The 12,383-nt window shown below is 39.8% G+C and carries 13 protein-coding genes; 8 read left to right on the top strand and 5 right to left on the bottom strand.

Translation table 11 applies throughout. From position 1 onward, the window contains the following. The first annotated feature begins 1,532 nt into the window (after nucleotides 1–1,532). From CUN85_RS05810 to CUN85_RS05775, 8 genes are all read left to right on the top strand, one after another. The gene (locus CUN85_RS05810; RefSeq protein ID WP_135389395.1) at nucleotides 1,533–2,657 is read left to right on the top strand and encodes an MFS transporter; all 1,125 of its coding nucleotides are present in this window, start codon (nucleotides 1,533–1,535) and stop codon (nucleotides 2,655–2,657) included. A 157-nt stretch (nucleotides 2,658–2,814) separates the two neighbouring features. After that, nucleotides 2,815–4,188: an alkaline phosphatase family protein gene (locus tag CUN85_RS05805; protein WP_167848804.1), complete on the top strand. Its 1,374-nt coding sequence runs from the start codon at nucleotides 2,815–2,817 to the stop codon at nucleotides 4,186–4,188. Nucleotides 4,189–4,197: 9 nt separating this feature from the next. Next, nucleotides 4,198–5,019, top strand: a complete 822-nt coding sequence (locus CUN85_RS05800; protein ID WP_135389393.1) for a metallophosphoesterase — start codon at nucleotides 4,198–4,200, stop codon at nucleotides 5,017–5,019. Nucleotides 5,020–5,190: 171 nt separating this feature from the next. Further along, entirely contained in the window at nucleotides 5,191–5,412 is a 222-nt protein-coding gene (locus CUN85_RS05795) for a sulfurtransferase TusA family protein (RefSeq protein WP_135389392.1), read from the top strand. A 13-nt stretch (nucleotides 5,413–5,425) separates the two neighbouring features. Further along, the gene (locus tag CUN85_RS05790; RefSeq protein WP_135389391.1) at nucleotides 5,426–5,845 is read left to right on the top strand and encodes a DsrE/DsrF/DrsH-like family protein; all 420 of its coding nucleotides are present in this window, start codon (nucleotides 5,426–5,428) and stop codon (nucleotides 5,843–5,845) included. Nucleotides 5,846–5,872: 27 nt separating this feature from the next. Continuing rightward, on the top strand, nucleotides 5,873–7,042 hold the full coding sequence (locus tag CUN85_RS05785) for a cysteine desulfurase family protein (protein ID WP_135389390.1): 1,170 nt from the start codon (nucleotides 5,873–5,875) through the stop codon (nucleotides 7,040–7,042). 30 nt (nucleotides 7,043–7,072) lie between these two features. Beyond that, on the top strand, nucleotides 7,073–7,708 hold the full coding sequence (locus tag CUN85_RS05780; RefSeq protein ID WP_135389389.1) for an iron-sulfur cluster assembly scaffold protein: 636 nt from the start codon (nucleotides 7,073–7,075) through the stop codon (nucleotides 7,706–7,708). A 110-nt stretch (nucleotides 7,709–7,818) separates the two neighbouring features. After that, complete coding sequence (locus CUN85_RS05775; RefSeq protein ID WP_135389388.1) at nucleotides 7,819–8,295, top strand: DUF2284 domain-containing protein; 477 nt, start codon at nucleotides 7,819–7,821, stop codon at nucleotides 8,293–8,295. A 92-nt stretch (nucleotides 8,296–8,387) separates the two neighbouring features. Here CUN85_RS05775 and CUN85_RS13150 read toward each other — a convergent pair whose 3' ends face one another. The 5 genes from CUN85_RS13150 to CUN85_RS05755 all read right to left on the bottom strand — a co-directional run bounded on the left by CUN85_RS13150 (nucleotide 8,388) and on the right by CUN85_RS05755 (nucleotide 12,040). Next, nucleotides 8,388–8,561, bottom strand: coding sequence for a hypothetical protein (locus CUN85_RS13150; RefSeq protein WP_205804374.1), 174 nt, complete (start codon nucleotides 8,559–8,561; stop codon nucleotides 8,388–8,390). After that, on the bottom strand, nucleotides 8,558–9,319 hold the full coding sequence (locus CUN85_RS05770) for a hypothetical protein (RefSeq protein WP_205804372.1): 762 nt from the start codon (nucleotides 9,317–9,319) through the stop codon (nucleotides 8,558–8,560). Before CUN85_RS05770 ends, CUN85_RS13150 begins: the two co-directional genes overlap by 4 nt. A gap of 105 nt (nucleotides 9,320–9,424) precedes the next feature. Next, nucleotides 9,425–9,766: a hypothetical protein gene (locus CUN85_RS05765; RefSeq protein ID WP_135389387.1), complete on the bottom strand. Its 342-nt coding sequence runs from the start codon at nucleotides 9,764–9,766 to the stop codon at nucleotides 9,425–9,427. Nucleotides 9,767–10,122: 356 nt separating this feature from the next. Beyond that, on the bottom strand, nucleotides 10,123–11,562 hold the full coding sequence (locus tag CUN85_RS05760; RefSeq protein WP_135389386.1) for a PH domain-containing protein: 1,440 nt from the start codon (nucleotides 11,560–11,562) through the stop codon (nucleotides 10,123–10,125). After that, complete coding sequence (locus tag CUN85_RS05755) at nucleotides 11,555–12,040, bottom strand: PH domain-containing protein (RefSeq protein WP_135389385.1); 486 nt, start codon at nucleotides 12,038–12,040, stop codon at nucleotides 11,555–11,557. The genes CUN85_RS05760 and CUN85_RS05755 overlap by 8 nt, the downstream gene beginning before the upstream one ends. Nucleotides 12,041–12,383: the final 343 nt, after the last annotated feature.

Below are 12,383 nucleotides of genomic sequence, written 5' to 3'. Positions count from 1 at the left end.
CCAAGTCCTAACAATATTATTATTGCGCTAATGTTATAATTGTTTTTCTTACTTGTAACCTATAGACTAAACGAAGCAAAAACATTAATATAAAAATAGTCTTAATTAATAGTACTTTGGAATAAAAATTACTAAATGAACATTATAAATAATTATTAGTTTCACTTTATTTATAAATTACTTTCACCAAAACAGTAACCTTGTTAAATTATTTATCATTCCTGTTGGAGTACTTTTCCTATATACTCAAGTATCTACTTTGACAAATTTTAAAGTGTACCTAACATTGATTACATCATTTATATCAAAGAAACTTTGTAACAAAACATATTTTATTTACTTAATTACTATATTTAATTTTGAAGTATGAATTTTTTAGTGAATTTTAACAGAAGATTTAAATCCGAACAATGCTAATTCCAGGCTTATATTACAAGGGCTCTAATTTTTTGTAAAAAAAGAGAATTAAATTTATTCTTTAAATCTCTTGATAACATATGCGGATTATATATCCATAATTTTATAATTTTGTTATGTATTTGAATCTGGTAGACTTTACAGTAAAATAATTATATTATAAAAATACTATTAATTAATACCAAATATAAAAATTAATTAACTAGTAATATAAAAAAATACAGATCTACACAACTTTTTGTAAATATTTAATTTCAATAATTTTATAAAACTTTCATAATATAAGTCCGGATAGACATTTGGCATATAATTACAATGTTATTATATAGGTAGCTATCTAATTAATAAATTTTAATTTTAATTGTAAATAATTACTTAGACTATTATATTAAATCTTTATTTTAAAATTTTCAATTTTAATTTATTTAAATTTTTAATATAGTACTATGATAGGTAAATAAATATTTATTATAGTCTAACATATTTTTGTATTTAGTTTAATAATAAAAGCATGCAAAGCTACTAAAAACTATAATAGGAATACATTTATGCACAGAAAAATATTAAAATAATTTTGGCTAAAAAATTAATATTATTTTATATGATAGAATAAATAAAAATCATAATATTTGTAAATCTTAAATTAGTATATACTTTTGCGTATGCATAAATTTTTAGATGCTGTAATTATTAGTAATTACATATAATATTTTGTAATATTAAATTAGTATATACTTTTGCGTATGCATAAATTTTTAGATGCTGTAATTATTAGTAATTACATATAATATTTTGTAATATTAAATTAGTATATACTTTTGCGTATGCATAAATTTTTAGATGCTGTAATTATTAGTAATTACATATAATATTTTGTAATATTAAATTTAATAATTTTTCTAATCTTTAATTATTAATTAACTTATACAAAAAATAACAAACTAAAATATTTTTGAAAATTAAGTACATTTAGCAAATTATTTTAAACAAAACAGAAAATCAGAGAAAAACCAGACATCAAAATGAGGATAACATTCCATACATATACATAAAATTATTCTCACGCAAAAACTATTAACTTTAGAGCCGTTCAAATTTGAAATAAAAGAGGACAAATGGACAAAAACAGGTTTTTACTTTACTCCACCGTTTTCCTGATAATGGGGCTTTCGAACACAGTTATACCAGTGTTGCCTGAAATCGTTGCCGGGAATTATGGAAAGTACGGGGCTTTTGCATCCAGTCTTCTCTTTTCTGGTTATTTTATTGGAGCATTACTCACAATGCTGCCTTTCGGATTCTTTTCGGACAGGTATGACCGGCTGAAATTTGTGGTTCTGGCAATTCTGCTGACACTTGTTTCGGGATTGACACTCATACTTACTGAAAACCTGTACCTCCTTGTGATCGCCAGACTGGTCGAAGGCATCGCTTGCGGGGCGTTTTTTCCAGTGGCTTATGCACTTCTATCCGAATATGAGCAAAGGAACCGGTACATAGGTGAGTTCAATTTCCTTCTGAACGCAGGACTGGCAACAGGAGTTGCCCTGACTGGCTACATGGCAGAGTGGCACATAAAAGCCGGGATTATGCTGTTCACAGGTTTAGCAGGCATACTCTTTGCAGGAGGACTATTGTTTCTTGCAGGGAGCAGTCAGCACGAAAAAGTGAGAATGAGTAACCTCATTGACCGACCAGACATAAGCAGGATAGCCGGCAACTTCACCAGATATAAATATCTGCGCATCTGGACCATCGCTTTTCTCCTCTTCGGCTTGACAGGAGTGATCATTGCATTCTATCCCGACTATAGTAAAGACCTTTTGAGTAAAACAACATTAGGCCTCTCCATTGCTGCACTTTATGTGAGTGCCATGGCAAGCAACATCTTGGTCGGCCGTATGAACATCATGTATGATCACATGATCAAAGCAGGGATAATGGTAGCAACTATCGGTACCTTAGTGGCAATTCACAACCCTATAGCAGGATTCACCCTTATAGGCATAGGTTCCGGAACAGGCATGATCGGACTACCTGTAGCAGTATCCCACATGAACATTGAAAGAGGACTTGCGATGGGAATCCTAAATACATACACTTATGCAGGCCTTGGATTGATGCCCTTATTGACCGGAGCATTCCTTGGCATTCTGGGATTTGAAACAATATTCATTATCAGTGCAATACTACTTTTCCTGTCGCTTTTCCTCAAAAACGGATTAAAAAGTGAGAGATAACTATAGAGACTTTATTTATTCATTTCATACAAAATAGTTACGATTAGTAATATTTTTATATTGATGCCACATCAATAAGTTCATGAAGATCATAATAACGAGGCTACAAAAAACTATTTTTGGAATATTTATACTCTTTTTTTTGCTAAACTTATTATTGCAGCCCGTAAATGCATATTCGGTCGTGGAAGTTAATCCGGTCGATACTCCTCATGGAGCAGTCATTCTCATTGTTGACGGCCTCAGCTCCTCTTACATCTATCCGGAATTTACCCCTTATGCGCTTGATGGCAGCGTTATTGGTAAAGCCAGCACACCCAACATATCTATGATATTTGACCAGAGTTGCAGGGTACTCGATGTTCGTGCCCCACAAACCTATACAGAGGCCGGCCATTCTGTTCTCGTTACAGGCTATTCGAAAGCCCTTTCCGACACCGTTGAAGGAACCGGTACTACAATCTATGATGTAGCACACGAATACGATTACTCAACATTCGCAATCATGCAAAAAGGCGACTTCTGGTCCTTGCGTGCCAAACAGGATGCAATTGTGCACGATGCATCCAATTCCATAAATCGGCCGGAAATGATGACCGATACAAATATCCGGACAACTGCCAGTAAAAAGATATCCATGGATATTACAACTCTTATGCAGGAGAATATACTGATATTACAGCCTGAATTAGAGGAATTTAATGAAGGATCCCAGGAACGATATGACATATACGATAACTGGGCAATAGAGACCGGAATAGATGTAATGGACTTTATGCAGAGTGAATATCCGGATCAACCATACTTGTTAACTATAAATGTCGGCGCAGTGGATAGCGCTGGTCACTACAAGAAGGACAGCGGGTATCTCGCCACCATCGAAGGCATTGATTATGCCTGCTTATCCCTGTACCAGAAATGCAGGGAGAACAATATGGCATTTATCTTTACCGCTGACCATGGGATGGCTTTCGCGAGCGCTGATGCCAGAGGAGGGCATCAATCTGATAAGTATGCACGTACAGACGAAGCCCAAAAAGTACCTTTTGTCGTATCAGCAATAGATGTCGAAAGCACTCTTATAGCCGGTGAGTACGGACAGGAGGATATCGCACCAACCATCCTGGAAATTCTGGATCTCCCCGGCGAACTAAAATTTTCTGATGGGGAAATGATCGAACTCAAAGACCATGTAAGCCTCAGAGTCAATACTCCGGGAAAAGGAAAAATTATAATCGAAAGTAATGATGCAATCATTTCCGAGATTGATGCAACGGATGACTGCCTTTTCAGGGGCATGGAAGCCGGGAATGAGTATGTTATCAGATTCGTTTCTGATGCTGATACCAGCCAGGTGCTGGAAAAAGAAATATTCCTCGTAAAAAGTGAGAGTATTGATCTAAGACCTGCTGCGAGCGCTCCCGAGAATGATATATCCTTTCAGAACCCACGTAATCTGATAGGGGGTACCTTGATAGGCATAATTAATCTTACAGGATTTGCCCTCATAAGGAGAATATTGAAAGAATAGGAGTGATAAATGCCTGCCTTTACTACTCTTGAGAGATTTGCTGAACTCCTGGCTCCGGCTTATGAGATATTCAAAAAGGAAAGAGCTGTTGTGTCTGTGGATAGCCAATGTGCGATACTGATTGGTGATATTCATGGAAACCTGAAGGCACTTGAATTTCTGCTAAAGATAAGACAGAGTTTGGCATGTGATACTGCTGTTTTGCTTGGAGATTATGTTGACAGAGGAACTGACTCAATAAGTGTTCTCTCTGAACTACTCAAACTTAAGATTGCCGAGCCTGAAAACATAATTCTCCTGAAAGGGAACCACGAAACATGGGAAATGAATATCAGATACGGCTTTTATCAGGAGATCGACCTTAATGAAGAGTTACTGGCATCTACAAGCAAAGTCTTTAATGAATTGCCAGTCGCTGCTGTTATAAACAGCGATGTTTTCTGTGTCCACGGCGGGATTCCGGGGCCTGTGAATCTCAGTGACATCAGCAAAGAAGAGTCTTTTGAATACCTCTGGAATGACCCATCCCCTGAATACGGCATGACATCATCGACCAGAGGAATACATCCTAAGTGTTTTGGCAAAGATGTACTCTTCGACTTCCTGCAGAAGAACGGACTCTCCCTTATGGTCAGAGGTCACAGTGCTCTTAAAAATGGATATAAATGGTGGTTTAAAGGGAAACTTCTATCCCTTTTCTCTACACCAGATTATTGCGGGTGTCATAATAATGGAGCCTTTGCAACCTTTGAGAATGGTAACATCAATATCCATGTGTTCGGATTTGATACTTACAACAGACAATATTCCCTGCTATCAACTTTCACATGAATAACAGAATGGTAACACTATTAAATAGTGTTAGATAATAGTAATAGATAGCAGTGTTTGTAAGAGTTATGTTAATCTTTGTGATTCGTTAACAACGAACCATATTTGACGGAATGCCGGTGTTAACACTGTTAACCGGCTGCATGACTCCGGTTTGATTGGGAGGACCATATGACAGAAGTAGAGATTGATGTAAGAGGGCAGACTTGCCCTGTTCCTCTTGTGGAATGTCGTAAAGCATTGAGAAAAGCATCGTCTGGAGATGAAGTAATTGTATTGGGTACACATCCGGCTTCAAAGAAGGAGATACCCATGGCATGCGAGTCCATGGGACTCGAAGTCCTTGGTATCGAAGAAAAGGACAACGAATGGAAGATCAGGATAAAAAAATAGGCTGGCTGGTAATATGTCTAAAAAAGCTGTAATTGTGGTGCACAGCGGCGATCTTGACAAAATTTACAGTGCACTTATCATCGGCAATGGCGCTCTGGCCATGGGAATGGAAGCCTCAATGTATTTCACATTCTGGGGCTTGCAGCGGCTCAGGAAGAACGGCCTCGACAAAGGCCCGCTTTCAAAAATGCACATGCTGGGCCTTGGTAAATGGATGGTGAGCAGGAGAATGAAAAAAGCAAATGTTGCCCCCCTTGAAAAGCTTATGGAGGACTACAAAGAGCTCGGGGGCAGGATACTGGCATGTGAGATGACCATGGAGATCATGGGTATCAAAAAAGAAGAACTACACGAGGAATGGATCGATGATTACGGAGCTGTCGGTACTTACGTAAATGAAGCAAAAGATGCCAGCATCACACTTTTCATTTAAAATCTCATCGTAATAAAAGGAGGTAATATGTTAGACAGAATGGTATATCTTGACAATGCAGCAAGCACACGCCTTGATGAAAAAGTGCTTGATGCCATGAAACCATATTATTTTGATATATATGCAGTGGCAACTTCTGAATTTGGCTATTCCATGGGAATCGATGCCAAAGAAGCTCTTGAGGGAGCCCGGCAGACTATAGCCTCTTCTATCGGGGCTTCTGCAGAAGAGATAGTTTTCACTTCGGGTGAAACAGAATCAAGCAATATGGCAATTAAAGGAGTTGTTGCAGCACTCCTGGGCAAAAAGGATAAGCACATAATTGTTTCAAAGATAGAGGATTTTCCGGTACTCAATACTGCCAAAGCCTTCGAAAAAGCAGGATATAAGGTGGATTTCATCAGTGTTGACTCTGAAGGTATCCTTGACCTTGAGGAATTTAAAAAAGCTATAAATGAGAACACAGCCCTGGTATCTATACAACATGCGAACCAGGAAATAGGAACTCTGCAGGACCTTGGGACCATTGCCAGGCTCTGTAAGGAGAAGGGTGTGCTCCTACACACTGATGCCACTCATAGTTATACAAGGGTTCCTATAGACGTCAGTAAGATACCCGTGGATCTTGTGACAATGTCAGCCCATACAATTCATGGCCCCCGGGGAGTCGGAGCATTGTACATCCGGAAGGGTACGCCCATCAACAAGTGGATGGATGGTGGTTTTCAGGAATCAAATCGCCGTGCGGGACTTGAAAATATCCCGGGTGCGGTAGGTTTCGCTAAAGCAGTGGAGCTTGTGACGCCTGAAGAGAACGAATCCCTTTCAACCCTCAGAGACCATATAATACAAAAAGCAGAGGAAGAGATTTCGCATGTGACACTCAACGGAAGTCGCACCCGGAGAGTGCCGCATAATGCCAATATAACTTTCCACTATGTGGAAGGTGAATCCATGACACTTCACCTGGACATGCGCGGATTCGCGGTAAGTACCGGTTCTGCATGTTTCAGCCGCTCCCTTGAGGCAAGTCATGTGATACTTGGAATCGGAGGAGACCACGAGAGGGCACATGGTTCCCTGCGCTTTACCCTTGGCAGGTACAATACCATGGAAGACGCCGACACAATTATCGATGCCATAAAAGAGATCGTGGAACAACTCAGGGCGATTAGCCCCCTGTACGAGAACAAGTGAAAATATAAGAATACTAAGTGAGATGATAGAATGAAGTTTCCATACAGCGAGAAAGTTCTTGAACATTTCCGCAATCCCAGAAACGTTGGGAAAATGGAGGAACCGGACGGCAAGGGTCTGGAAGGAAGTCCCGCCTGTGGCGACATGGTTGCAGTTTACCTGAAGGTCGATCCTGAAACAACAGTTATAGAAGATGTGAAGTTCGAGTCCTACGGATGTGCCTCCAACATTGCCACAGCTTCTATAATCACCGAGCTTGCCAAGGGTAAGACTCTAGAGGAAGCAAAGAAAATATCCTGGAAACAGGCTACAGAAGAACTTGGCGGCCTTCCTTCGGTAAAGGCCCACTGTTCCGTGCTTGCAGTCGAAGGCCTCAGGGCTGCGGTCAGGGATTATGAGGAAAAGCACGGCCTTGTGAGTGCCAAGGAACCAACCACTGAGAACGTCGTCAGAAGCCGCCTCAAACATGTAATGAATCCCATGGCCGGACTTGATATAGTCCGGACCGAACTGGTAACAAAGATCAACGTTGAGGACGGAAATGTACGTATTCTCCTGGACCTGCCTTCAAACCACCAGTTCGCAGCAGCCATCAGGGAAGACATACTGGAAAAGATTGAGTCCCTCTGGGATGTCAAGGAAGTTAAGGTCGTCTTCACAGAGTAACAAACGTTTACTGTAAAGAACAGTGATCCTGAAACGCACAGGAAGTCGGTAATATCCGTGAAACCAAGGTAATTCTTGACAAGGCCAAAGAACTTGGCCTTGGAGCTTACATGCTGGATGCCCCGGATATCCCTGTTGAGAACAGAGGGAGACTGAAGTGTGAATATGGATGCAAGGGGTATGGCAAAAGACTCAGTTGCCCACCCCATATTATTTCGATCGAAGAGTTCAGAGTGATACTGAAAGAATATAGCAACGCCATCCTGCTGACAGAGGAATTCGATACATCCGGAGAGGATGATATCCTGAAAGCATGGTCGGAGTTGAGAAAAAGCAGTTTTCGCAAAATGCTTGAACTTGAGTACGGAGCTTTCAGAAATGGTTTTACTTATGCACAGTTGCTGAGGCCGGGTGCATGCAATGAATGTGATACCTGCGAGGCGAAATGTATTAAGCCAGATGTAAGACGTTTCCCGCCTGAAGCCGTAGGTATCAACCTGATGAAACTGACAGAACAACAGGGAATCGATCTTCGGTTCTGTAATAAAAACAGAATCAAGTGCATTGGTATACTTTTGCTGGAATGAATTTTGTAGCCAATTCACTTATTTCAAAAAGCCTGAGTTTTATTTTACACGCTATTTTTAACGTAATCGTTTAAAACTGAGAATATGAGGAGTTAAAGAAACCTCATATTCAGAAAAAATTCTATTTTGATCCTGACAGACTTTTCCCCCATCCTCTCTGCCATTTCCTGCTTGATCTGCATGATCTTCTTTGACTGGTCTTTTTGTGCCAGTTCACTCTTCGCCTTACCTACGACCTCTTCGCTGGGAACACCATCTTTATTCACTTTGCTTTGGTAGTTGACCAGCTGTCCGGCACGTCACGTAGCTTTTTATACTGCATATCATGTGGTGAAAGATCAAGCTGGTTTTCGATGACTTCGTTGACATACTCTTTATTCTGCTCGAAAATGACGAGTGGCTCTATTGTTTCGGCCTTCACAACATCCCTGATATCCCGTTTCTCATATTTCATAAGAAGGTCAGCACATGCCTGGAAATGAGTATACTCCATCTTTGCGAAGTCTTCCCATATCCCTCTGATCCGGGAATCCTTCTCACTTTGAGCACAGGAATTGTAGATATAGGCCTCACATAACTGCATCATTGTAAGTTTCTCTAGCATTGTTTCCCGCGGATCCCCTAATAATCCGTACTGCGTTACATGCTGTTCCTCTATCTCAGCGATTTCGGCGAAAAGGTTCCTTGTGAGTTCATCCTCGTACATGAATCCATGGGACTTATAGAAAAGTTCGGTCTGCTGCTCACCTGCAACAATGGTAAGATAGTTCATCCTGGTCTTTATATCTGCCGTATCCTTATCGTAATGCGTACGCATACTATCATCAGGATGGCGGTGCTCTATACTCGTTGGCCTTCCGGGTTTGACCTCTGTCTTACTCTGGACTACATTGTCAGGGTCCCCCTCTTCTAGATAATCATACAGGCAACTGTATCGATAAAGGTGATCGAAGTCCTCGATCAGTGCAAAATCAAGTGTCTGTCTTACATAAGGATCAGGTTCGTTCTTTGCAAGACATCTCATTGAATCTGGGATATAATGAAAGTCCCAGATTTGCAATCTGGAACAAAACACTAATATCCCGCGAGTTTTACTGTGGTAAGTAACACTCCTGGGTTCTATCTTTTTTCATACTCCTGCTTTTCTTATACTCTTCATCCTTTCAAGCTCATCCTCGAGTTCCTTGATCTTCATCTCATCAATCCTATCCGAAAGTTCAGCAAGCTCGTTATCAGCCATTTTTACTGAACTGTGCAGTTTCTCTATGACATTCTTTTCTAGGTTGAGCCTTTGCTTTTTTGTTTCGCTGACAAGATCCTCCACAAGTATCTTGCCTTCCTCTTTACTAAGTGTACCTGCTCTAACTTTTCCTTTGACATATTCCCTTATTCTTTCTTCTGATAATGCTGCAAGCCCGGCACCAATAAGTGCCGCTGCTCCTAAAAGACCCACTTTATTCATTTTATCCATACTTTTTCTCTCCATGATTATATTCTGAGCATCCACCATATTGCATAGTGCTCCGTAGTTTAAACTACAGTGACAGTGCTCCGGGATTCCTTCGGGCTGCTTTTCATATTATAGATGTAGATTACAGTAAGTTATACTGAAAATACTGCACGCTTCCGAACTGAACTACCCGACCCCCATCAAATACTCCTATATGATATTATGAATGACTACAATATAAATCTACTGAAATTTATATTGAGTAACATTTGCTCTTAAAATTTGAAGGTCACAGAGCACAAGCCAAAAGTGAAGGCATTGCTGTCAACACAAGGTTAAAGATGACTTTTATTCTCCTGTAGTGCATACAAGGATCATTAAGACCGGGAGAACCACTCCCATATCTTTCTTATTTCCATGCTATCAACATCCGCTACTTTAAAGTTCTTTCCTGATGGAGATGATAGTACTGAAGCCTTTACAGTACTTAGATCACTTCTTCGCTGGAAGGGATTGGAACTAATTTCCAACGATTGAACATGATTCTGTATCATCAGTATCTGATAGCGGTTTATGTTGCGAAATTGGAAAGTTAGCTGTTTACCAGTGATATCTATTCCTCCTGTTCTGTAACGCGACAGCCCAAGTAGGAAGGCAGGAAGTAAAAGCATGAAGCTAAGCCACCCATATGGCACTGTCTGGAGAGGTATGACCAATATTAGAACAAAGGCTAATGCACGGAAAAGATAACGTTTGCGAGCTCTTGAAGGAAGAGGTTCCAATGACTTGGGTATCCTGTATTCGGGTAATAACTTCTCCATGAATGCATTCACTTTGCTTTTGTGAAGTATGGGGCAAATAATGGTAATATAGTTCTGCTCTTTGAATCCCCCTCCGGCTACTTCTGAAGTAAGTGCACATAAACCAAAGGGCTGGCGTAGCAATCCTTCCTTTACGGACAGGGCCTGTACTCGATCTTTCGTTAAACTAAATTGCTTCTGCTCGATCATTCCCCACGAGACATGGAGATAGTCATCCTGACGAAGAATGGTAAAATCGGCATATTGGACCATAAAGGCCAGAATCGATATTATCCAGGACAGAAACAGCAGCAATAATAGTACTGTTAGTATCAGTAGAATGTCTGTATCGCTTGCAGGTATTATCTGTTCGATCAGAAATGTCATGAAGTTTTCCGGAATATAGGGATAGAACTGGGAAAATACGGCAGCTATCAGAGAAAACAATAGCATGAACCTGCCTGAAGTTGCTCCTGCCAGAAACATATCCCGTAAAGGGACAACATAAGTAGCTGTTTTTTCATATTCTGATTCTAATCCTTCCTCATGGTTATCATGAGTCACATGAGGTTCATAATTCTCTAAATATGATTTGATCCTGTGTGTTTCCTCCACTTTCACAGCACTAAGGATTATTTCAGATTCTACACCACCGCCTGCAGTCTCTATCTGGATGGTAGCGACACCCAGCAAACGCTGCAGCAAACCAGAACGGATATTTACGGTCTGTACACGTTCTCTTTTGATAGAACGTTCTGTTTTGAATATCAACCCTCTCTTAATGTGCAGATATCCGTCTTCATACATGTAAGTATAAAGGTACCACTTCAGTACTGAATATGCAAAAAAAGCAATAGTAAAGATGATCAATATCCATAAAAAGAGAGTGATATCAGTACTGCGTATATCCTCAGCTATTGCCAATGTGAAAAAGAAAAGTGTAGGAAGCCCGTACATAAAATTCTTAATCATTTCCAGAATGATCATTACGGGATGCTGGCGTTTTTGGTCAGACATCTTCATCACTCACTCTTGCCAGAGATGCTATCTCCCCCATCAGTTCTGAAGCTTTCTCCTTTGATAAGGCCGGGATGTGATGGTCGGTAGCAGCAGTCGATATCCTTAATGTTGCCAATCCAAAATATCGCATCACAGGACCATATTCTGTGTCTACATGCTGAACTCTGATCATAGGAATGAGTGTTCGCTTTATTACAAAAATACCGTGCTGGATGTATATCTCATCTTCCTGGATTTCATAACGCCAGAATTGCATCCTGAGTTGTGGTGCTACCACTGATCTCCATATGGTATAGATGGTAACGCCTGCAATTCCTATCCAGCCCCAGATAACAGGCAGATTCCAGAAGAATTCCTCTATCATCAAGTAAGAAATAGGAAATAAAAGAAGAACAAAACCTTCCAGAATACCATTTAAAAACCAGACTTTTAAGGCACGGGGGTCAATATGCCCGGATGGTTCATTTTCTAACATTATTTTCTCCTTCGATCCATCAAAAATTATATTTAAGGACAAGCTTTGACTATATGTTGAGTTCATTTTAAAATTGAAATATCCCCTGTTATAGTAAAAATACATTTCAGAATTGCTTAAACTGAATTGATGTTTGCATATATGAATTGCTATAAGAAATATGTTTTCGACGGCTCTGTAGAAAACCTATTTCCTACTTAATTTAGTCCGTAATCATTTAAAAAGGATAAAACCCCAAAGTGTTAACTTGCTAGCGAAAACACAAAGGGGATGTTTAGTGTTTTGTCTAATAAGTACTTAAACTTTGTTGATGCAGCGCTAGCTGCATCAGGAAACTCACATT

Source organism: Methanolobus halotolerans, from assembly GCF_004745425.1.
Classification (GTDB): domain Archaea; phylum Halobacteriota; class Methanosarcinia; order Methanosarcinales; family Methanosarcinaceae; genus Methanolobus; species Methanolobus halotolerans.
This window is presented reverse-complemented; position numbering and strand designations above follow the sequence as displayed.